17 protein-coding genes are annotated in these 20,623 nt (G+C 75.6%); 5 read left to right on the top strand and 12 right to left on the bottom strand.

The window, feature by feature from the left end; all coding sequences use genetic code 11:
- Both ACFXGA_RS24165 and ACFXGA_RS24170 read right to left on the bottom strand, forming a co-directional pair.
- Entirely contained in the window at positions 1 to 2,316 is a 2,316-nt protein-coding gene (locus tag ACFXGA_RS24165) for an ABC transporter permease (protein ID WP_378091312.1), read from the bottom strand.
- Positions 2,313 to 3,005, bottom strand: coding sequence for an ABC transporter ATP-binding protein (locus tag ACFXGA_RS24170; RefSeq protein ID WP_378091314.1), 693 nt, complete (start codon positions 3,003 to 3,005; stop codon positions 2,313 to 2,315). Before ACFXGA_RS24170 ends, ACFXGA_RS24165 begins: the two co-directional genes overlap by 4 nt.
- Before the next feature lie 208 nt (positions 3,006 to 3,213).
- Here ACFXGA_RS24170 and ACFXGA_RS24175 point away from each other — a divergent pair, with 208 nt between their 5' ends.
- Both ACFXGA_RS24175 and ACFXGA_RS24180 read left to right on the top strand, forming a co-directional pair.
- Positions 3,214 to 4,482 (top strand): sensor histidine kinase, encoded by a 1,269-nt coding sequence (locus ACFXGA_RS24175; RefSeq protein ID WP_378091316.1) that lies wholly within the window; start codon positions 3,214 to 3,216, stop codon positions 4,480 to 4,482.
- Positions 4,479 to 5,150, top strand: a complete 672-nt coding sequence (locus ACFXGA_RS24180) for a response regulator (protein ID WP_378091318.1) — start codon at positions 4,479 to 4,481, stop codon at positions 5,148 to 5,150. Before ACFXGA_RS24175 ends, ACFXGA_RS24180 begins: the two co-directional genes overlap by 4 nt.
- Before the next feature lie 145 nt (positions 5,151 to 5,295).
- Here ACFXGA_RS24180 and ACFXGA_RS24185 read toward each other — a convergent pair whose 3' ends face one another.
- Positions 5,296 to 8,805, bottom strand: a complete 3,510-nt coding sequence (locus ACFXGA_RS24185) for a BTAD domain-containing putative transcriptional regulator (protein ID WP_378091320.1) — start codon at positions 8,803 to 8,805, stop codon at positions 5,296 to 5,298.
- A gap of 96 nt (positions 8,806 to 8,901) precedes the next feature.
- Here ACFXGA_RS24185 and ACFXGA_RS24190 point away from each other — a divergent pair, with 96 nt between their 5' ends.
- Positions 8,902 to 9,768: an alpha/beta fold hydrolase gene (locus tag ACFXGA_RS24190; RefSeq protein WP_378091322.1), complete on the top strand. Its 867-nt coding sequence runs from the start codon at positions 8,902 to 8,904 to the stop codon at positions 9,766 to 9,768.
- Positions 9,769 to 9,796: 28 nt separating this feature from the next.
- On the opposite strand, the gene ACFXGA_RS24195 is transcribed toward ACFXGA_RS24190, so the two are convergent.
- The 4 genes from ACFXGA_RS24195 to ACFXGA_RS24210 all read right to left on the bottom strand — a co-directional run bounded on the left by ACFXGA_RS24195 (position 9,797) and on the right by ACFXGA_RS24210 (position 13,630).
- The gene (locus ACFXGA_RS24195) at positions 9,797 to 10,813 is read right to left on the bottom strand and encodes a TerC/Alx family metal homeostasis membrane protein (RefSeq protein ID WP_378091357.1); all 1,017 of its coding nucleotides are present in this window, start codon (positions 10,811 to 10,813) and stop codon (positions 9,797 to 9,799) included.
- 2 nt (positions 10,814 to 10,815) lie between these two features.
- Positions 10,816 to 10,959: a hypothetical protein gene (locus tag ACFXGA_RS24200; protein ID WP_378091324.1), complete on the bottom strand. Its 144-nt coding sequence runs from the start codon at positions 10,957 to 10,959 to the stop codon at positions 10,816 to 10,818.
- A 191-nt stretch (positions 10,960 to 11,150) separates the two neighbouring features.
- The gene (locus tag ACFXGA_RS24205; protein WP_378091326.1) at positions 11,151 to 11,591 is read right to left on the bottom strand and encodes a MarR family winged helix-turn-helix transcriptional regulator; all 441 of its coding nucleotides are present in this window, start codon (positions 11,589 to 11,591) and stop codon (positions 11,151 to 11,153) included.
- A 32-nt stretch (positions 11,592 to 11,623) separates the two neighbouring features.
- Positions 11,624 to 13,630, bottom strand: a complete 2,007-nt coding sequence (locus ACFXGA_RS24210; protein WP_378091328.1) for a GTP-binding protein — start codon at positions 13,628 to 13,630, stop codon at positions 11,624 to 11,626.
- 234 nt (positions 13,631 to 13,864) lie between these two features.
- Here ACFXGA_RS24210 and ACFXGA_RS24215 point away from each other — a divergent pair, with 234 nt between their 5' ends.
- The gene (locus ACFXGA_RS24215) at positions 13,865 to 14,410 is read left to right on the top strand and encodes a hypothetical protein (protein WP_378091330.1); all 546 of its coding nucleotides are present in this window, start codon (positions 13,865 to 13,867) and stop codon (positions 14,408 to 14,410) included.
- A gap of 46 nt (positions 14,411 to 14,456) precedes the next feature.
- Here the strand turns inward: ACFXGA_RS24215 and ACFXGA_RS24220 are convergent, their stop codons facing one another.
- From ACFXGA_RS24220 to ACFXGA_RS24230, 3 genes are all read right to left on the bottom strand, one after another.
- Positions 14,457 to 14,642: a hypothetical protein gene (locus tag ACFXGA_RS24220; protein WP_378091332.1), complete on the bottom strand. Its 186-nt coding sequence runs from the start codon at positions 14,640 to 14,642 to the stop codon at positions 14,457 to 14,459.
- 138 nt (positions 14,643 to 14,780) lie between these two features.
- Positions 14,781 to 15,638 carry a hypothetical protein gene (locus ACFXGA_RS24225; protein ID WP_378091334.1) on the bottom strand — a complete coding sequence of 286 codons (858 nt, stop codon included), beginning with the start codon at positions 15,636 to 15,638 and terminating at the stop codon, positions 14,781 to 14,783.
- Between the two features lie 79 nt (positions 15,639 to 15,717).
- Positions 15,718 to 16,083 (bottom strand): hypothetical protein, encoded by a 366-nt coding sequence (locus tag ACFXGA_RS24230; RefSeq protein ID WP_378091336.1) that lies wholly within the window; start codon positions 16,081 to 16,083, stop codon positions 15,718 to 15,720.
- Positions 16,084 to 16,761: 678 nt separating this feature from the next.
- On the opposite strand from ACFXGA_RS24230, the gene ACFXGA_RS24235 reads away from it, so the two are divergent.
- Complete coding sequence (locus tag ACFXGA_RS24235) at positions 16,762 to 17,208, top strand: hypothetical protein (protein WP_378091338.1); 447 nt, start codon at positions 16,762 to 16,764, stop codon at positions 17,206 to 17,208.
- A gap of 54 nt (positions 17,209 to 17,262) precedes the next feature.
- Here the strand turns inward: ACFXGA_RS24235 and ACFXGA_RS24240 are convergent, their stop codons facing one another.
- Together ACFXGA_RS24240 and ACFXGA_RS24245 are read right to left on the bottom strand one after the other, a co-directional pair.
- Entirely contained in the window at positions 17,263 to 19,551 is a 2,289-nt protein-coding gene (locus ACFXGA_RS24240) for a heavy metal translocating P-type ATPase (protein WP_378091340.1), read from the bottom strand.
- On the bottom strand, positions 19,544 to 20,479 hold the full coding sequence (locus ACFXGA_RS24245; RefSeq protein ID WP_378091342.1) for a hypothetical protein: 936 nt from the start codon (positions 20,477 to 20,479) through the stop codon (positions 19,544 to 19,546). The genes ACFXGA_RS24240 and ACFXGA_RS24245 overlap by 8 nt, the downstream gene beginning before the upstream one ends.
- Between the last annotated feature and the right edge of the window lie 144 nt (positions 20,480 to 20,623).

Here is a 20,623-nt window from a genome sequence, read left to right on the forward strand (position 1 = left end):
TCACTCGGTGCGCAGCGCGGTGGCGGTGGACGTCCTGGCCGCCCACGTCGCGGGCAGCAGCGCGCCGAGGACGGCGATCAGCAGCCCGCCGACGCCGAGCAGCACCAGTCGCGCCGGGTCGTGGACGTCGAACGCCGAGGCGGGCAGGCCGATGCCGGCGCTCTCCCCCATCGCGGGCATCACCCACCCGTGCAGCGCGACGCCGGCGGGCACCCCGACCGCGCCGCCGACCAGGCCGATCAGGACGACGGAGGCGATCACCATCGCGGTGACCTGGCGCGGGGTCATGCCGAGTGCCCGGTGGACGCCGAGGTCGCGGACCCGTTCGCGGGTGTCGAGCACGACGGCGTTGAGCACGCCCATGGCGGCGACCGCGACGAGCACGAGGGTGAGGGTGGCGGTGAGGCCGTTGATCAGCAGGATGGTGTCGCTGAGCTGGTCCTGGCGGCCGGGTCGGGCGGTGGCGCCGAGCGGGGTGAGGGCCGCGTTCAGGTCGTCGAGGTAGGCGTCCACGTCGGTGCCCGGCCGTACCGCGATGTGGTGGACGGCGGGGCCCGTGCCGGCGAACGTGGCGGAGTCGGTGAGGACGACCATGCCGTCGTTGCTCATCTCGAACACGTCGCCGACGATGCGGAGCGTGACGGACTTGGTGCCGTCGTTGACCGTCACGGTGTCACCCACGCGTGCTCCGGTGGCGGTGAGGAACGGGGTGGCGGCGATGGCTTCGCCCGGTTGCGCGAACCACCGGCCGGAGACCATCTGGTAGCCGTCCCAGGTGGCGTCCCCGGTGAACGAGACGAGCATCGTCGTCCCGGTCACCCCGGCGACGGTGACCGGTGTCCGGGTCGTGCGGTACTGGGCCCGGGTCCCGGGCATCCCGTCGACCGCGGCGGCGACGGCGGCCGGGTCGCTGGGCCGTTCCTCGACGCGGGGTCGGGACCCGGAGCCGGGGTCGGGCGCGCCGATCGTCACGTCGGCCCGGTCGTGGTCGCGCGCGGCCTGCACCTGGTTGAGCGACGCGGCGAGGCCGACGGCGAAGGTAACGGCGGTGGCGCCGAACAGGACGGCGGCGGCCATGGCCGCGGCGCGGGCGGGTCGGGCGAAGGGGCGGGCGAGGCCGAGGCCGACGGGTCGCGGCACGGGGAGCCGGGCGGTCAGGCGGGCGGCCCGGCGGCCCCGGCCGGGTCGCGGGGTGCGGCCCACGGCGAGGGCGTCGGCGGTGCGCAGCCGCCCGGCCCGCAGCGCGCCGATCCACGCGGTCACGGTCACCAGGGCCAGTGCCCCGGCCGCGACGGCGACGTCCACCCACGGGGCCACGGCCAGCCCGACCGCGCCGTAGACCTCCTCGGTCTCGACCAGCACCGGGATCGCGAGGAGGTTGCCCGCGACGACGCCCACCGTGGTGCCGACCGCGGCCGGGATCAGCGCCTGGGCCAGGTAGGCGCGGACGACCTGGGCGGGGGTGAAGCCGAGCGCCTTGAGGATGCCGATGCGGCGGGTGCCCGCGCCGACCGCGCCCGAGACCACGTTGCCGACCACGAGCAGCGACATGACCAGGCCGAGGACGCCGAACGCGACGAGGAACGGCACGAACACGGCGACGGCGCGGTCGGCGGTCTTCTTGAGCACGAGCCAGGACTGGGAGCCGATCAGGGCGTCGGGCGGGACGGCGGCGGCCACCGCGGCGCGGCCGGCGTCGACGGCGGCGGTGGTGTCCGCGACGGCGAACCGGTAGAGCACCTGGTGCGCCTCGGGCGTGGTGATCCACGACGGCGGCGCCCAGGCGTCGGCCGTGCGGCTGACCGACCGGGCGACGCCGACCACGGTCAGCGCGGTGCCGTCGGACAGGTCGATGCGGCGGCCGACGCCGGAGCCGCCGCGCGAACGCGCGTAGGGGCCGTCGGCGGACACGACGACTTCGCCGGGCGCGTCGGCCCACGTGCCGTCGGTGAGGGTGACCGCGTCCACGGGGCCGCCGGGGTCGGCTCGGCCGACGACGGTGAGCGGCGGCGGGTCGCCCGGGCCGTCGCCGCGCGGGGCGACGGTGGTGACGGGGAACGGCCCGGCCGAGGCGGTGACGCCGTCGACGGGTGCGGTGAGCTGCGCGGCGGTGGCCTTGTCCGCGGCGAACCGGGCGGACAGGTGCGCGCCGCGCTGCTCGGCGAACGCCTCGTCGAACGGGGCGGAGGAGGCGACCAGCAGGGAGCCGCCGAGCACGGACGACGTGACGGCCATGGCGGTGGCGAGGCCGATCACGGTCGTCTGCACGCGGCGTCGTGCCACGCCGGAGCGCACGACGCGGCCCAGCGCGCTCATCGGGTCGGCTCCGGCGCGGTGTCGGCGGCGATCCGGCCGTCGACCAGGTGGACGGTGCGGCGGGTGCACGAGCGGGCCAGCGCCAGGTCGTGGGTGACGACGACGAGGGTCTGGCCCTCGGCGTTCAGCTCGGTGAGCAGCGCGCCGACGTCCTCGCCGGAGGCGGTGTCGAGCGCGCCGGTCGGTTCGTCGGCGAGCAGCAGCGCGGGCCGGTTCATCAACGCCCGGGCGACGGCTACGCGTTGGCGTTCGCCGCCGGACAGCCGGCCGGGGTAGGCGCGGGCGTGGCGGGCGACGCCGAGCCGGTCGAGCAGTTCGGCGGCGCGGGCGTGCGCCGCGCGCCGGTTCGTGCCGGTGAGCTGCGCGGGCAGGGCGACGTTGTCGGCGACGGTGAGGTCGTCGAGGAGGTTGAAGAACTGGAAGACCATGCCGATGTGGGCGCGTCGGTGGCGGGCGGAGGCGGCTTCGCCGAGCCGGTCCACGCGGGCGCCGGCGACGGTGACCTCGCCGGTGTCGGGCCGGTCGAGGCCGGCGACGAGGTTGAGCAGGGTGGACTTGCCGCTGCCGGACGGTCCGAGGACCGCGACGGCCTCGCCTTCGCGGACGGTCAGCGTCACGTCCCGCAACGCCGGTGGTCCGTCGTCGTAGCCGCGGCTCACCTCGCGCAGTGCGATCACGGGCGTGGTCATGGTCTGCTCCCCTGGGTCGTCCTCGGGCATGGCCCGGTGGACGCTAGGAGCGGGGCGGGCGGTGGCGCGTCGGTCCGCTGGGGCATTTCCGGTCGCCCGCGGGGATGAGGGCGGGCGGGTGTCATCCTCGCGATGTAGTCGAACGGTGGGAGCGAGGGGGTCGTCCGGGTGGATGTGGGGCGGTGGGAGGGTCGGTGAGAATGGCCGCGTGACGAACGCGCCGGTGGCGGACCGACTGCGGGCCCGGGTCGCGTCGGCGGTCGTGCCGACCGGTCCGCTGCCGCGGCCCGCGCCGCGCAACTACGTGTTCGACGTGGTGCTGGCGCTGGTGATCGGCATCGCGTCGGCGCAGTACGCGATCGCCGCGCAGGACGGGCCGCAGCACGTGGTGGTCGGCGGGCTGGTCGCGCCCGTGCCGCCGCAGCGGCCCGCGGACGCGTTCGGCGCGGTGCTGGTCGTGGTGGTGGCGGCGGTGCCGTTGGCGTTGCGGCGGCGGTACCCGCTGGCCGTGCTGTGGGTGGTGTTGTACGCGACGTTGGTGACGCCGTTCGACGCGCCGAGGCTCACGTTCTACGCGTGCGTCGTCGCGGCGTACTCGGCGGCGGCGTACAGCCCGTACCGGCCGCCCGCGTTGGCGAGCCTGGCGGTGGTGGTGCTGGCGGTGGGCGTGTTCCGGGACCCGGAGCTGCCGGTGGTGCCGAACCAGTACGTGCCGGTGCTGGTCCTGGTGCCGTTGGTGGTGGCGGCGAACGGGTTGCGCACGTGGAAGGTCCGCACGGACGAGGGTCGGGCGCAGGTGTCGGCGCTGGAGCGGGAGCGGGCGGAGGCGTTGCGGCGGGCGGTCGAGCACGAGCGGTCCCGGATCGCGCGGGAGCTGCACGACGTGGTGACGCACCACGTGAGCGTGATGACGATCCAGGCGGGTGCGGCGCGGAAGGTGATGGCGGTGTCGCCGGAACAGGCGCGGGAGGCGTTGTTGGCGGTGGAGGCGGGCGGTCGGGCGGCGATGACGGAGCTGCGGCACGTGATGGGGTTGCTCGCGGCGGGCGGTCCGGACCCGGCGGACCTCGCGCCGCAGCCGGGGCTGGACCAGGTGGAGGCGTTGGTGGCGCGGGTGCGGGACACCGGGGTGCCGGTCGAGTCGAGGGTGGTGGGGCGGCGTCGGCCGTTGCCGTCCGGGGTGGAGCTGGCGGCGTACCGGGTGGTGCAGGAGGCGTTGACGAACGCGGTGAAGCACGCGGCGGGCGGCGCCGCGGCGGTGACCGTGGCCTACGGCGCGGACCACCTCCGGGTGGAGGTGGAGGACACCGGCGGCGGGCCCGGTCCCGGCGCGGCGGCCGGCAACGGGCACGGGCTGATCGGGCTGCGGGAGCGCCTGGCCGTCTACGGCGGCACGCTGGACGCCGGGCCGCGGCCCGGCGGCGGCTACCGGGTCACCGCGTCGATCCCCCTGGAACCGGCCGCGGAGGCGTGGTGAGCCGCCCGTTGCGCGTGGTGGTGGCCGACGACCAGGTGCTGGTGCGGACCGGGTTCCGGATGATCCTCACCGCCGACGGCATCGACGTGGTCGGCGAGGCGACCAACGGCGTGGAGGCCGTGGAGGCGGTGCGGCGCACCGTGCCGGACGTGGTGCTGATGGACGTGCGGATGCCGGAGCTGGACGGCCTGGAGGCCACCCGGCGCATCCTGGCCGGCGCGGACGACGGGCCGCGGGTGATCATCCTGACCACCTTCGACCTCGACCACTACGTGTACGCGGCGTTGTCGGCGGGCGCGAGCGGGTTCCTGCTCAAGGACGTCACGCCGGAGCACCTGGTCGCCGCGGTCCGGATGGTGCGCTCGGGCGACGCGTTGCTCGCGCCCGCGATCACGCGCCGGCTGGTGGAACGGTTCGCGCACCGGGGCGGGGAGACCGCCGCGGTGCACCGCGACCTGGCCGCGTTGACGCCGCGGGAGCTGGAGGTGCTGCGGCTGTTGGCGCGGGGGTTGAGCAACGCCGAGCTGGCGGGCCGGCTGCACCTGTCCGAGGCGACCGTGAAGACGCACGTGGCGCGCATCCTGGCCAAGCTCGGGTTGCGCGACCGGGTGCAGGCGGTGGTGGTCGCCTACGAGACGGGTCTGGTCACGCCCGGTGCGGAGGGGTGAGCCGCTTCCGTTCGCGCGGTGGCGCGGGAACGCGGTCAAGCGGGCGGCAGCGCGCGGGAACGCGGTCGAGCAGGCGGTGACGCGGTCGAGCAGGCGGCGGACGAGGACAAGCAGGCGGCGGGCGAGGACAAGCAGGCGGGCGGGGTCACGATCGGGCGGGCGGTGGCGCGGCCGGGCGCGGTGGTGTCCACTGTGGAGCGCCGAGCCGGTCGGCCAGCTCGCGTGCCCGGCGGTGGTGGGCGGCGGCTTCGTCGTGGCGGCCGAGCAGGGCGGCCAGCGTGCCGAGGTGGTGGGCGGTCGGTCCGAACGAGACCAGGCCGCTGCCCGCGCCGGCCAGCTCGTCGGCGGCGGGCAGGAGGGCGTGGTAGAGGCGGGCCGCGGTCGGCCGGTCGCCCGCTTCGACGGCGAGCGCGGCGTGCAGGCACGTCCTGGCCTCGAACAGCAGGTCGTGCGGTGAATCGGGGACGACGGCGGCGAGCGCTTCGGCCCGCTTCCCCTGTGCCAGCAGGGTGATGGGGCGCGCCCACGGCTCGTACGGGCCCCAGTCGGCGTCCGGGACGACCTCCCCCAGGCTCAGCAGGGCCAACGGGAGGATGCCCCGCTCCACACCGGGCATGCCCGCGCCGGTCAGGCGGGACGCGGCGGCCCGGTAGGCGGCCGCCGCCTCGGCACGGCGACCCGTCACGGCGAGGCGCAGCGCGGCGTACCAGGTCGTAAACACGCCGACCAGCGGCAGGTCGTGGCGGTCGGCGAGGGCGTCGGCCGCGGCGGCGTGGCGGTCGGCGGCGGGCAGGTCGGCGAGCGCGGTCCGGGCCTGGACGGCGATCAGGTGGCCGAGGACCTCGAACGTCACCAGGCCGTGGCGGGCGGACAGGTCGAGCAGTTCGTCGCCGAGCCGGGCCCGGTCGGGTGCCAGGCCGGCGCGGTGGCACGTCTGGAGGAACCGGCCGTTGAGCGCCAGTGCGAGCAGTGGCGGGTCGTCCAGGCGGCGGGCGATGACCTCCGCCTCCAGGGCCGCGGCCAGACCGCGCCGGCCCGGGTCGGCGCGGCGTTCCATCGCGATCGTGACCAGCAGGCGGGCGCGGTCGGCGTCGTGCCCCGGGGGTAGGGCGCGCAGCGCGCGTTCGGCCGCGTGGACCAGGCGGGCGGACAGGGCTTCGTCGTCGTTGGTGGTCCACAGGGCGGGCACGTCGAACGAGCCGATCGTGCGGGCGGTCAGCACCGGGTCGTCCTCGACCTCCGGGATGGCCTCCGCGCGGTGGCGGCGGGCCTGCTCCAGGTCGCCGGTCACGGCCAGCGCGCGCACCAGGCCCGCCACGGCGGCCGGCCGGTCGGCCGGCGCGGACCGGTCCAGTGTCTCCCGCCACAGCGCCGCCGCCTGGTGGGGCGCGAACCGGCGTTCGGCCCGTTCGGCGGCGGCCCGGGTGTAGCGGGCGGTGCGGGCGTCGGCGACGCGGCGCCCGGCGCGCAGGAGGTGGTGGGCGAGGGCGTCCACGTCGTCGGGCCGGGTCCGCTCCAGGACGTCGGCGGCCTCGGCGTGCCACCGGGCGCGGCGGGCGTGGGCGATGTCCTCGTACAGGGTCTCCTGGACGAGCGCGTGGGCGAACCGCAGGCGGTCCGGGGCGGGCTCGACCAGGAAGCCCGCGCGCAACGCCGACTCGACGGAGTCCAGCACCGCGTCCTCGTCGCCGGCCAGGGCGACCAGCACGTCGAGGTCGACGTCGCGGCCGAGGACCGACGCCTGCCGCAGGTGGGTGCGGGCGGTGTCGGTGAGCCGGGCGAGGCGGTGGCGCAGGACGTCGCGGACGCCGGCGGGGACGCTGCGCAGCTCCGGGTCCGCCTCCCACAGGCGGGTCAGCTCGCGGACGAAGAACGGGTTGCCCGCGCTGCGGCCGTGGATCGCGCGGACGTCGGCCGGGGTCGGCTCGCGGCCGGTGAGGGCCTCGACCAGCTCCCGCACCCGGGCCTCGGGCAGGCCGCCCGGGTAGACGCGGGCGGGCTCGGCGCGGGCGGCGCGGGCCAGGGCCGCGGTCAGGGCCGGGGTGATCTCGGTGGAGCGGTAGGTGGCGACGACGAGCAGGCGTCCGGTGTCGGGGTGGGCCAGGGACGTGAGCAGGTCGAGGGTGTCCTCGTCGGCCAGGTGCACGTCGTCGAAGACGAGCAGGACCGGGTGGGGGATGCCGGCCAGGTAGGAGGCGATGGCGCGGTGTCGTTCGAAGCGCGCGGCGGGGGTCGGCGGGGGTGGGTGCCCGGCGGCGGCGAGGGTCTGCTGGATCCGGGTCCACGGCCAGGCGGTGGGCGCGCCCTCGGGGCAGGTGGCCCAGGCGGTCGTCCAGCCGGCGGCGGCGAGCCGGTCGGCGAACACCCTGACCAGCGCCGTCTTGCCGACGCCCGCGGTGCCGGACACCAGCACCAACCGGGCCTCGCGCGCGGCCTGGTCGAGCTGCGCCAGCTCGGCGTCCCGGCCGACGAACGGGTGCGGCGCGGCCGGGGGCAGGTCGAGCGGCACGGCGGGCGAGGTCGGGGGCACCGCCGGGACGACGGGCGCGGGCGCAGCGGCGGCCGGAGCGTCGACCGGGGTCCGGGCGCTGGGCGCGGCGGCCGACGGCGGAGCGGACGGCGACCCGGCGGCGGTCGGGTCCGCGCCGCCGGCCGGCGGGACGGCGGCGGGCGAGACGGCGGGCGGGGTGGGGGCGGGTGGGGAGGTGGCAGGCGAGGTGGGGTGGACCGGTTGTGCGGGGGCGGCGGGCGAGGCGGTGGCGGGCAACCCGGTGGCAGGCGACCCGGCAGCGGGTGGCCCGGCAGCGGGTGGCCCGGCAGCGGGTGGCCCGGCAGCGGGTGGGGAGGTGGCAGGTGAGGCGGGGTCGACCGGTCGTGGGGCCGCGGGGGCGGGGGCGGTGAGGGCCGGGTCGTGGGCGAGGATGGCCGACTCCAGGCGGCGCAGGGCCGGGGCCGGGTCGACGCCCAGTTCGGCGCGCAGCACGTCGCGGGCCTGGCGCAGCGTGGCCAGCGCCTCCCCCTGCCGCCCGGTCCGGTACAGCGCCAGGGCCAGCAGCCGGCGGCCGTCCTCGCGCAGCGGGTGCGCGGCGACGTGGTCGCGCAGGTCCGGCACCGACTCCCCCGCCTCGCCGAGCGCCAACGCCGCCTCGGCCCGCCGCTCCACCGCCAGCAGCCGCAGCTCGTCCAGCCGCGCGGCCTCGCCCCGCGCCCACGGCCGGTCGGCGAACTCCGCGTAGGCGGGACCGCGCCAGAGCCCCAGCGCCTCCCCCAGCGCCGTCCGGGCCTCCCCGGGCCGCCCCTCGGCGAGCGACCGCGCCGCCCCGGCGACCGCCGCCTCGAACCGCCACGCGTCCACCTCGTCCGCCCGCAGCGCGTACCCCGGCGGCACGGTCACCAGCAGCCGGGCCGGGGTCCGCGGTGGGCGGTCCGGTTCGAGGGCCTTCCGCAGCGCGCCCACGAACGTCTGCACCGCGCCCTGCGCGCGGTCCGGCGCGTCGCCCTCCCACAGGTCGTCGATCAGCCGGGTGACCGGCACCACCCGCCCCTTGGCGACGAGCAGCCGCGCCAGCACGGCCCGGTGCCGCGGGCCCTTGAGGTCGACCGGCCCGCGGTCGCCCACGGCCTCCAGCGGCCCCAGCACCCGGAAAAGCACCATCGCCGACAACGTACCCCCGTGCTGAGCCGACGCTGATCGGCCGCTGATCGGCCTCGCCGAGGGTGGTGGGGCAAGCCGAACCACCGAGGAGCGAGCATGATCAGCGAGTTCACCCGGCAGCGCGTCACCGTCGCCGACGGCGTGGCGCTCAACGTCGCCGTGGGCGGGTCGGGCAGCCCCGTCGTGCTGCTGCACGGGTTCCCGCAGACCCACCTGATGTGGCGGCACGTCGCCGCCGACCTGGCCGCCGACCACACCGTCATCTGCCCCGACCTGCGCGGGTACGGCGCCAGCGACAAGCCGGCCGACGACGGCCGGACCTACGCCAAGCGCACGATGGCCGCCGACGTCGTCGCCCTCGCCCGCGCGCTCGGGCACGACCGCTTCGCGCTGGCGGGCCACGACCGGGGCGCGCTGGTGGCCATCCGGGCGGGCCTCGACCACCCGGACGCGGTCACCCACCTGGCGTCGCTGGACGTGCTGCCGACCCTGGACATGTGGGACGTCCTGCACGGCACGAGCGCCGCCGTCGGCTTCCACCTGTACCTGATGGCGCAGCCGCCCGGCCTGCCGGAGGCCATGATCGCCGCCTCGGCGGACGCGTTCTTCGGCCACTTCCTCGACCTGTGGGCGACCGACCCGGCCGCGATCCCGGCCGACGTCCGCGCCGCGTACCTGGAGGCGTCGCGCGAGGCGGTCCCGTCGATCGTGGCCGACTACCGCGCCTCCGCCACCGCGGACGTGGCGGACGACCTGGCCGACCGGGAGGCCGGCAACCGGCTGCGCATGCCGGTGACCGTGCTCCAGCAGGACTGGGGCGCGGCGCTGGGCTTCGACGCCGCCGCCCGGTGGCGCGCGTGGGCCCCGGACCTGGAGCACCGGACCGTGTCCTGCGGCCACTTCATGGCCGAGGAAGCGCCCGGTGAGGTGGTCGGGGCGCTGCGCGACCTGCTCCGGCGCTGACCGGCCCGGGAAGACGCGGGGGACGCCCTCAGCCGGCGGACCGCCGGTCGGACGACTCGGCGGCCCGCCGGGCCCGCAGCGAACCCGGGCGCGCCTTCACCGAGGGGTCGCGCCGGGTCCGGACCAGGCTCGCCACCGTCACGACCGCCAGCACGACCACGATCACCCCGAGGCTGAGCAGCGTCGGCACCTGCGGCACGCGCGGGTCCACGTCCTCGTGCGCCCAGTGCAGCACCAGCTTCACCCCGATGAACGCGAGGATCAGCGACAACCCGGTCGACAGGTACACCAACCGGTCCAGCAGGCCCTTGACCAGGAAGAACAACGCCCGCAGGCCGAGCAGCGCGAACGCGTTGGCGACGAACACGACGTAGGGCTCGGAGGTGATGCCGAAGACCGCGGGGATGGAGTCCAGCGCGAACAGCACGTCGATGCTGCCGATCGCGAGCAGCACGAGGAACAGCGGCGTGGCGACCCGCCGTCCCCCGGTCCGGCTGAACAGCTTCCCGTCGTCGTAGTCGTCGGCGAAGGGCAGCACCCGGCGCGCGGTCTTCACCACGACGTTGTCCTCGACGTCGGGCTCCTCGTCGCGGTGCCGGAACAGCTGCACGGCGGTGTAGAGCAGCAGCAGTCCGAACAGGAGGAAGACGAACGAGAACATCGACAGCAGCGTCGCGCCGACGGCGATGAACACCGCCCGCAGGGCCAGCGCCAGCACGATGCCGAACGTCAGCACCTTGTGCTGGTGCTCCTCCGGCACGGCGAACGTGGACATGATGATCACGAACACGAACAGGTTGTCGACCGACAGGCTCTTCTCGACCAGGTAGCCGACGAAGAACTCGGTGCCCGCGTCGCCGCCGTGCCGCAGCGTGAACCACACCCCGAACGCCACCGCGAACAGCACGTAGAACACCGACCAGGCGGTCGCCTCGCGGATGCCGACCCGGTGCGGCCGCAGCGCGGCCAGCGCCAGGTCCACCGCGAGCAGCGCGACGACCAGGCCGATGGTGATCCCCCAGGTGAGCCCGCTGATCCCGGCCACGGTCACCGGCCGGAGGTCGGCGGCTGCGGCGGGGGCAACGGCCGCGGCGGCACCGGCTCGGGGCCGGCGGGCTGCGGCCGGCGCGGGACGACGGGGTCCGGCGCCTGCGGGTCCGGCGGGTCCGGTGCGTGGTCCCGGGCGGTCATGGGTCGCTCCTCACGGCCGGGTGGGTACCCCGCCGCGCGGACCCGGTAACGCCACCCGGCCACCTCGCCACCCGCCCGGACGGCCGGCCTCGACGGCAAGGTTGACCGACGCTCGCCGACCCTCCTCCCGGCCGCCCGCCGGCGTCCGGGCCGCAGCCCTCGGGCGCGGGCGAACGGCCCGCCCGGACGCACTACTCCTCCAGCAGGTCGCCGAGGTCGCGCAGCGTGCCGGTGGCGGCGCGCAGCTCGGCCAGGGGCAGCCGGCCGCCCAGGTCGTTCGCCCACGCCGCCTGCCGCGCCTCGACCTCCCGCAACGCCGCCCGGCCGCGCGGGGTCGGGGCCAGCAGCCTGGCCCGCCGGTCGTCCGGGTTGTCCCGGAACACCGCCATCCCGTCGCGCACCAGCCCGGCCGCGGTCTGCCGCACCGCCTGCCTGGTCAACCCCATGGTCCGGGCCACCCGGGCGATCGTGCACGGCCCGTGGTCGACCACCCCGAGCACCTGCCAGCGCGCGCTGGTCAGGCCGGACGGCCCGGCCAGCCCGTCGCCGGCCGCGAGCAGCAGGCCGTTCACCCGGAACACCTCGACCAGCAGGTGCGAGAACTCCCGGCCGCGATCGGACAACTCGGTCACGCCCGACAACCTCCCAGATTGACAGGTACCTGTCAAAAATCGAGGTCCCGGTTGGACAGGAACCGCAGGTACTCGTCGCGGTCGAGCGGGTTGCCGTCGGTCCGGGCCCTGGTCGGCGCGGGGCCCCGGACCGGTCGGGCCGGGCCGGGCTCGTGCCACGCGCTCCCCTCGCCGCGGGTCAGGCCGGGCAGCGCGGACACCAGGTCGTGCAGCGAGCGGGCCGGCAGGTCGCCGGGCACGAGCCACCCCGTTCCCGACGCCACCGGCGGGCCGAGCGTCGCGCCCAGCGAGAGCAGCAGGCCCGTGACGGCGCCCAGCGCGTCCTCCGGCGCCTCCACCTCGACCCGGTGGCCGGGCTCGTGGACCACGCTGCCCGCCCGGCGCAACGCCTCCAGCACCACCATGGGCGTGAGATCGCGGAAGTCGGCGGCGGTGGTCATCGGCGCTTCGCAGCCGACGTGCGTGATCGTCACCGCGCAGTCGGCCACCTCCCAGCCGTGCAGGCCCTGCCGCAGCGTCGCGGTCACCGCGTCCTCGATGGCCCGGTGGTAGGACTTCGGCAGCAGGCCGAGCTGCGCCTCCCGGACCACCCGGTTGCCGGCGCCGGGCGGCCGCGGCTCGACCCGGATGCCCACCGTCTGCCAGAAGTCGTTGGGCCCGCGCGGGACGAACTCGTGCCGGGCCTCGCCGCGGCCGGCGGGCCGTTCGAAGTACACCGGCCGGGCCTGCTCGAACACCGCCTCGACGCCGAACTCCGCTGCCAGCCGCTCGGCGAGCACCTCCCGCTGCACCGCGCCGTACAGCAGGACGGACGTCGAGCCGTCGCCCACCGCCCTGGTCCGGATCAGCGGGTCCTCGTCGGCCAGCCGGGTGAGCGCGGCGTGCAGCTCGGACTCCCGGCCGGGTCGCGCGGGCCGCACCACCGACTCCAGGACCGGCGGCGAGAAGTGCCGGCGGGGGCCGTCGTCGTCCGGGCCGAGCCGGTCGCCCACGCGCACCCGCGGCAGGCCGCGCAGCCTGCCGATGCCGCCCGCGACGAGCGGCCCGGCGCCACCGCCGACCACCTCCAGCCCGGCCACGCGCCCCCGGTGCTCCTCGACCGCGCCCGAGTCGTCGCGCCGCCGGAACGCCACCCGCTGCCGGGCGCGCACCGTGCCGGAGAACAGGCGCAGGTAGGCGACCTTCTCGCCGTTGGCGGCGCGTTCGACGGCGAACACCGTGCCGCGCGGCTCCCCCGGCGGCGCGGGGCGCGGCGCGAGGAACCGGCGCACCCCGTCGACCAGCCCCGCCGTGCCCGCGCCCGACAGCGCGGAGCCGAAGAACACCGGGTGCACCAGCCCCCGGCACGTCTGGTCGCGCAGCAGCGCGGGCAGGTCGTCCGGCGCGTCGCCCGCGAGCACCCGGTCCAGCACCCGCAGGTCGTGGTCGGCCAACAGCTCGGCCACCTCCGCGGCGAACCCGGGGTCGGCGAACGACCGGGGCACGACGGCCGCGTCCCGTGCGCCCAGCCGGTCCACCCGCGCCATCGGCACGACGGCGGGGGTGAGCCGGCGCCGGATCTCGGCGAGCAGGTCGTCGTGCCGCGCGCCCGCGCGGTCCACCTTGTTGACGAACAGCAGCGTCGGCAGGCGCAGCCGCGCCAGCGTCCGCATCAGCACCCTGGTCTGCGCCTGCACCCCCTCCACCGCCGAGAGCACGAGCACCACGCCGTCGAGCACGGACAGGGCGCGTTCCACCTCGGCGATGAAGTCGGGGTGCCCCGGCGTGTCCACCAGGTTCACCTGGAGGTCGCCCAGGACGGGGTCGGTCAGCGCGAACCACGCCACGGCGGAGCGGATCGTGATGCCGCGGCGGCGTTCCAGCTCGCCGCTGTCGGTCTGCGTGTCACCGGCGTCGACGCTGCCCAGCCGCGGGATCCTCCCGTGGTCGAACAGCAGCCGCTCGGTGAGGCTGGTCTTACCGGCGTCGACGTGCGCGAGCACGCCCAGGTTGAGGGTTCGGGCGGGAATGGCGGACCTCGGAGGTGTGAGCAGTGGCATCGGGACGGAGCACACCGTCGAGTCGCCGCATCTCACTTCCTCCTCGGAGCCGGATTCCCGCGCGGACGACGTCAGGGTAGGGCGGACGCGCGCCTCCCGCCGAACGGGTTTCCCGGCCGACTCCCATACCACGGCCTGTTCTGTCGGAAAATCTCCCACTTGGCCGCTGTGCGGTGACAAGCGGACACCTAAGCTGCGAATCCGACGATCCCTGCCGTCGAAAGGACCTCCCCCATGCGCACCGGACGATTCCGCGCCGCACTCGTGGCCGCGGCCACCGCACTGCTCGCCGTCACCGGCGCGACGACGGCCGCGGCGGCTCCCGCCCAGGCCGTCGAGGACACCGTCTTCGCCCCCGCCGCCGACACCCCGGTCACGGCGCTGGTCACCAAGCTCAGCCACTCGCAGGCCGCGTCCCGCTTCCGCACCGCGGGCATCACGTGGTCGTCCAGCGGCGGGTGCAGCGACCGCAACAACTCCACCTGCACGTCGTTCGAGCAGATCAACCTGACCACGGTGCAGGGCGCGGAGACGCTCAAGCGGGCCACCGGCTGCGCCCTGAACATCACCGGCGGCACCGAGACCGGCCACGCCAGCGGCACCTACAGCCACTGGAACGGCTACAAGCTCGACTTCAGCCTGTCGACCTGCCTGGGCAACTACATCCGCGGCACGTTCGGCTACATCGGTGGCAACAAGTGGCAGTCCGGCTCCGGGAACGTCTACTACCTGGAGAGCAACCACTGGGACGTCACCTACTACAACTGCGGCGGCTGCTGACACCGCCGCGGGAACGGGGGACCGGCCGCGGCCGGTCCCCCGTTCGTCACCCGAAGACCCGCACCCCCGGCAGGCCGACCGGGTCCGCGTCGTCCGACGACGGCGGGCCGATCCCGTGGTTGATCGCGGCCACCGACTCCCACGGCGAGGCGTGGGAGGCGGACGCCGCGAGGTTCCCGGTCCGACACCTCCCGCACACCCGGACGACCCGGTGGACGGCTCCCGCGAACATCGGCCCCACGGTGTTCACCGACGACGACGGCCAGTCCTACCTCTACTGGGACCGGGAAGGTCCGGCCGCCGGCGGGAACGCGTGCGGCGGGACCGGTGTCCCCGCGCGGGAAGGGCGCGGGGCACCGGTCGTCGGCGATCAGCGGCCGTAGCGGCTCTTCAGGTGCCGCCACCAGTCGCGGAACATCCAGGCGTCGAACTCCGTGATCGTGCTCGCGCTGCCCGCCTTCATGAGGAAGCCGCCCACGCCGGACGGCGTCCAGTCGTAGAAGTCGTCCAGCCCGAAGGTGTGGCCGATCTCGTGCAGCAGGATGTGCACGTTCGGCGAGCCCAGGTTGTTCACGAAGTACTCGCTGCCGAGGCGCTGGCCCCAGTCGCCGCCCGCGCCGCCGCCCATCCCGGCGGTCAGCCACAGCGACTGGTCGTAGTGCCGCGCCACGCCGCCCGGGCAGTTGCGGTACTGGCCGTCGCGGACGAAGAACCGGCCGCACGGCTCGGCGCACTGCGGCGCGTTCTCCCGGATGTTGTTGACGTAGATGTCGACCGAGTTGTCCGTCCACTGCAACGTGGCGCGGTCGCGGACCGCCCAGCCGACCACCCTGACCGGCACCTCGGCGTAGGGCCAGTTGTTGTGGCCCACCATCAGGTCCATCCACTTCCCGTACTGCTCGGCGAGCTTGGCGTGGACGCGGTCGCGCAGCGAGGCGCTGACCGGCGCGGACGAGTCCCACCGCACGCAGAAGTTCAGGTAGCCGCCGTTGACGAACACCTGGTCCCAGCCGTAGTTGCGGAACCCGTACAGGTTGCCGTAGGTGCTCTCCTGGTGCGACCACACCTGGTTCAGCGGGGTCACCAAGTTCGCCGGCGGGCTCCAGGTCGCCGGGTTGGCGGCGACCGCGACGTCCCGCGACTGCCCGGCCTGCGCGACGCCCGCGCCGCCGAACGCCAGGGCGAGCACCAGCCCGCCCAGCACTGCTCTCTTCCAGGACCGCGACACTGCGATCCTCCTTCCGGTTGCCGTTGCTCCGACGTGACTGCGTTGCATGGCGGCGGGGATCGGGGAGCGGGCGGCCCGGTCAGGCGGTCGGCAACCGGACCCGCATGGTGGACGGGCCCCGGTGGGCCCAGCGGTGGGAGGGCACGAGGCGCAGCGGCGCGGTCCGGCCGTCGGCGAGCGCCCCGGCGCAGCACACCAGCGGCCCGCGCTCGACGGCCACGCAGCCGCGCGTGGCGTCGATCCTCGGGTCGGCGGCGGTGAAGCGGGGCCGCGCGGGCAACTCCAGCCGGACCTCCTCGCCGACCGCGAACGCCCGGCACACGACGATGTCGCCGACCGGCACCTGACGGCGGCCGCGGGTGGCGACCACGTTGTGGAGGATCCGCTCGATCACCTCGTCGTACCGGCCGTCGCCGGTGGCCGGCAGCAGCCGCCAGGCCGGCATGCCGCTCCCCCGTGACGCGCGCCGGCTCCACCGAAGCCGCCTCGATCCCGGGGTGGCCGCACACGGCGGACGTGCCGTCCGGGCCGGACGTCTCGCACACGTGGTCCGCGACCCGGCGGGCCACGGTGACCAGGTGACGCGCACCTCGTCCCGGCCGAGCAGCCTCCCGCGCGAAGGCACGAGCGGGCGTCCCCCGACAGCCGTGGTGCCCGGCGACGTCACCGTCATCTGCGTGCCTCCCCGCGGTCGGTGTGCCCAGTCAGCACTCTGGCAGCCGAAAACCTTTTCGGCAATCGTCCTTGTGGACGCTCGAAGCCGTGCACCACCATGGCTAACCCGGTGTTGACGAGCTACTACAGTCGATTCGACGTTCGACAAACGTTTCGAAAGGCTTTCAATGGGCAGGCGGCGACCCGATGCGGTGCCCCTCGGCGACGTGGCGCGGCCGGCCGGGGTGTCGATCTCCACGGCGTCCAAGGCCCGTCAACGCCCGGGACGAGGTCGCGCCCGCCACGCGAAAACGCGTGCTGCGGCGGAGTTGTCGTTTCAGCCCAACGCCCTGGCCCGCGGCCTGATCTCGGGGCGCACCCGCACCGTCGGGCTGCTCACCGACGAACTGGGCGGCCGGTTCGCGATCCCGATCCTGCCGGGCGTGGAGAACGCGTTGGCGACGAGCGGATGTCGGTGCTGCTGTGCGACGCGCGCGGTGACGCGATCCGCCGCCGGCACTACATCGGCACGCTGCCGGCCCGGCAGGTCGACGGGTTCATCGTCCTGGGCGACGACAACGACGTGCGGCCGTCGCCGACCCGCGACATCCCGGTGCCGGTCGTCTACGTCCACTGCGAGTCCAGCGACCCGGCCGACCTGTCCGTGATCGCCGACGACGAGGGCGGCGCGCGGCTCGCGGTCGAGCACCTGGTGTCGTTGCGGCGCAAGCACATCGGCCACATCACCGGGCCGCGGACCTACCGCGCCGCACCGCGTGCCGGCCGAGTCCAACGCCCACCGCGCGAGAGTCCAACGCCCACCGCGCGAGAGTCCAACGCCCACCGCGCGAGAGTCCAACGCCCACCGCGCGAGAGTCCAACGTTCACGAGCCGTGAGTTCAACGCCGAGCGTTGAATCCGGGTGCCGTGAGCGTTGGACTCTCGTGACGCGAGCGTTGGACTCTCGTGGTCAGGAGAGGGTGGCGGGGACCTTGTCGCGAGTGGACCCGGCGGCGTCGGTCGGGTGGGTCGTGGTCGCGGTGCCGCGGAAACCGCGCAGCCGCAGGCTGTTCGACACCACGAAGACCGACGAGAACGCCATCGCCGCGCCCGCGATCATCGGGTTGAGCAGCCCGGCCGCCGCCAGCGGCAGCGCGGCCACGTTGTAGGCGAACGCCCAGAACAGGTTGCCCTTGATGGTCGCCAACGTGCGCCGCGACAACCGGATCGCGTCCGCCGCCGCACGCAGGTCGCCCCGCACCAGCGTCAGGTCGCTCGCCTCGATCGCCGCGTCGGTCCCGGTGCCCATGGCGAGCCCCAGGTCCGCCTTGGCCAGGGCCGCGGCGTCGTTCACGCCGTCGCCCACCATCGCGACGACCTTGCCCTCGCCCTGGAGGCGGGCGACGACGTCCACCTTGTCGCGCGGCAGCACCTCGGCGATCACCTCGGTGATCCCGACCTCCGCCGCGACCGCGCGGGCCGCCGCCTCGTTGTCACCGGTCAGCAGCACCGGCGTCAACCCCAGGCCGCGCAACTGCCGAACGGCCTCCGCCGACGTCGGCTTCACGGTATCCGCGACGACCAGGACCGCCCGCGCCTCGCCGTCCCAGGCGACCAGGACCGCGGTGCGGCCCTGCTCCTCGGCCGCGCGCTTGGCCTCGGCCAGCGGGCCGTCCAGGTGCACGCCCCACTCGGCCAGCAGCCGCTCCCGCCCGACGACGACCGCGTGCCCGTCGACCACGCCCTGCACGCCGAGCCCTTCCAGGTTGCGGAAGTCCTCCACGTCGGGCAGGTCGCCGACCCGCTCCGCCGCGCCGGCCACGACCGCCTTGGCGATCGGGTGCTCCGACGCGTGCTCCAGCGCCCCGGCCAGCCGCAACGCCTCGTCCTCGGTGACGCCGGCCGCGACGTGCGCGGACACCAGGCCCATCCGCCCCGTGGTCACGGTGCCGGTCTTGTCCAGCACCACGGTGTCCACCCGGCGGGTCGACTCCAGCACCTCCGGCCCCTTGATCAGGATGCCGAGCTGCGCGCCGCGCCCGGTGCCGACCAGCAACGCCGTCGGCGTGGCCAGCCCCAACGCGCACGGGCACGCGATGATCAGCACCGCGACCGCCGCCGTGAACGCCGCCGACGCCCCGCCGCCCGCGCCGAGCCAGAACGCCAGCGTGCCCACCGCCAGCGCGATCACGATCGGCACGAACACCGCCGAGATCCGGTCCGCCAGCCGCTGCGCCTCCGCCTTGCCGCTCTGCGCGTCCTCGACCAGCTTGGCCATCTGCGCGAGCTGCGTGTCCGCCCCGACCCGGGTCGCCCGCACGACCAGCCGGCCGCCCGCGTTGACCGTCGCGCCGACCACCGCGTCCCCGGGGCCGACCTCGACCGGCACGGACTCGCCGGTCAGCATGCTCGCGTCGACCGCCGAGCTGCCCTCGGCCACCACGCCGTCGGTGGCGATCTTCTCGCCCGGCCGCACCACGAACCGGTCGCCGACCGCCAGCTCGCCCACCGGGACACGGACCTCGCGGCCGTTCCGCAGCACGGCGACGTCCTTCGCGCCCAGCTCCAGCAGCGCCCGCAGCGCCGCACCGGCCCGCCGCTTGGACCTCGCCTCGAAGTAGCGGCCCGCCAGGATGAACGTCGTCACCCCGGCCGCGACCTCCAGGTAGATCGCGCCCGCGCCGTCGGTGCGGGAGATGGTCAGCTCGAACGGGTGCGTCATGCCCGGCACGCCCGCCGTGCCGAACAGCAGCGCGTACAACGACCACGCGAACGCCGCGATCGTGCCCATCGAGATCAACGTGTCCATGGTGGCCGCGCCGTGCCGCAGGTTCGTCCACGCGGCCCGGTGGAACGGCCACGCGCCCCACACCAGCACCGGCGCGGCCAGCGCCAGCGAGATCCACTGCCAGTAGGTGAACTGCAGCGCCGGGACCATCGCGAGCAGCACCACCGGCACGGACAGCGCCGCCGAGACGACGAGCCGCTGCCGCAGCGCCGCGGTCGGGTCCACTTCGGACTCGGGCTCCGGGTCCGCCGTCTCGACCGCGGGCAGCGCGGCCTGGTAGCCGGCGGCCTCCACGGTCTCCACCAGGGTCCGGGGATCCACGTCCGCCGGGAACGTGACGCGCGCCTTCTCGGTCGCGTAGTTCACCGTCGCGGTCACGCCGTCGAGCTTGTTCAGCTTGCGCTCGATGCGCGCCGCGCACGAGGCGCACGTCATGCCCGTGATCGCCAGTTCGACCTGCGCGTCAGCCATGACCGTGCCCTTCCTCGTCGTCGTGGTCCGCCGCGGTGGCGACGGTGAACTCGGCCGTGCGCACGACCCCGTCGTGCCGGAAGTCCAGGAACAGCCGGTAGCCGCCCGCCGACGGCACCTCGGCGACGAACGCGATCTCCGGTCCGGCGGGCGTCCGCCCGTCGCCGGGAGCGCCCTCGGGGTGCACGTGGAGGTAGGCCAGGTCGCCCTGGCGCAACGCCACCAGGTGACCGTACGCCGACAGGTGCGGCTCCAGGTCCGTCACGGGCGCGCCGTCCTTGCTCACCGTCAACCGCACCGGCGAGCTGCGACCGGGCACCAGGTCACCGTCCAGTCGCACGCGGTAGCCGTCGACTTCGGCTTCCCGCGACAACGGGTGCGTGCGCGGTTCGTACGCGCCGGCCGCCTCGACGTCGACACCGAGCGTGGTCGCCTCGCCACCGGTCGGCGTGAAGTCGGCGAACACCCGGTAGGAGCCCGCTCCGGCGACGTCGAGCGACGTCGTCCACGTGCCGTCCGGCGCCATCTCCGGGTGGACGTGCCGGTAGCCGGACGTGTCGCGGCGGACCGCGATCAGGTGCATGCGCCGGTCGTGCTCGACGTCGAAGGCGGTGACCGCCGCGCCGTCGGGCCCCAGGACGCGGAAGGAGAAGGAGTTGGTCCCCGCGGTCAGCGTCGTGTCGGTGGGCGCGAGGGTGTAACCGCCCCTGGACGACGCCAGCCCCGCGGGCTGGTCCTGCGCGTTCCCCGCGACGGCGCCGCTGTGGTCGTCCCCGTGCCCGGCGTCCTCGGCGCCGGGCGCGCCGTCGTGACCGCTCGCGGCGGTCGGGACGGCGAAGGGACCGACAGCGCCACCGGCGGCCCAGGCGCCACCGGCGACCAGGGCCACCACCGCACCGTAGGCGGAGAGCTTCGCTGCTGTGTTCATCAGGTCCTCGAGACTGGTGGAGCGCCCCCCCCGCCGGGGGGCCGGGTGGGCCCGGGGGGGGTGGGGGGGCGGGGACGCCACCCGGGGGCGCCGGGGGGGGCCCCGGGGGGGCCGGGCGAGTGGTGGCCCGCGGGCGGGGTAGCC

The organism is Actinosynnema sp. NPDC059335 (genome assembly GCF_042752395.1).
Taxonomy (GTDB): Bacteria; Actinomycetota; Actinomycetes; order Mycobacteriales; family Pseudonocardiaceae; genus Actinosynnema.

Coding starts and splice junctions, on each gene's coding strand:
- ACFXGA_RS24170 (WP_378091314.1), bottom strand. CDS start 3,005: ATGACCACGCCCGTGATCGCACTGCGCGAGGTGAGCCGCGGCTACGAC.
- ACFXGA_RS24215 (WP_378091330.1), top strand. CDS start 13,865: ATGCGCACCGGACGATTCCGCGCCGCACTCGTGGCCGCGGCCACCGCA.
- ACFXGA_RS24245 (WP_378091342.1), bottom strand. CDS start 20,479: ATGAACACAGCAGCGAAGCTCTCCGCCTACGGTGCGGTGGTGGCCCTG.
- ACFXGA_RS24185 (WP_378091320.1), bottom strand. CDS start 8,805: ATGGTGCTTTTCCGGGTGCTGGGGCCGCTGGAGGCCGTGGGCGACCGC.
- ACFXGA_RS24165 (WP_378091312.1), bottom strand. CDS start 2,316: ATGAGCGCGCTGGGCCGCGTCGTGCGCTCCGGCGTGGCACGACGCCGC.
- ACFXGA_RS24220 (WP_378091332.1), bottom strand. CDS start 14,642: ATGTTCGCGGGAGCCGTCCACCGGGTCGTCCGGGTGTGCGGGAGGTGT.
- ACFXGA_RS24230 (WP_378091336.1), bottom strand. CDS start 16,083: ATGCCGGCCTGGCGGCTGCTGCCGGCCACCGGCGACGGCCGGTACGAC.
- ACFXGA_RS24210 (WP_378091328.1), bottom strand. CDS start 13,630: ATGCCACTGCTCACACCTCCGAGGTCCGCCATTCCCGCCCGAACCCTC.
- ACFXGA_RS24235 (WP_378091338.1), top strand. CDS start 16,762: ATGTCGGTGCTGCTGTGCGACGCGCGCGGTGACGCGATCCGCCGCCGG.
- ACFXGA_RS24240 (WP_378091340.1), bottom strand. CDS start 19,551: ATGGCTGACGCGCAGGTCGAACTGGCGATCACGGGCATGACGTGCGCC.
- ACFXGA_RS24190 (WP_378091322.1), top strand. CDS start 8,902: ATGATCAGCGAGTTCACCCGGCAGCGCGTCACCGTCGCCGACGGCGTG.
- ACFXGA_RS24200 (WP_378091324.1), bottom strand. CDS start 10,959: ATGACCGCCCGGGACCACGCACCGGACCCGCCGGACCCGCAGGCGCCG.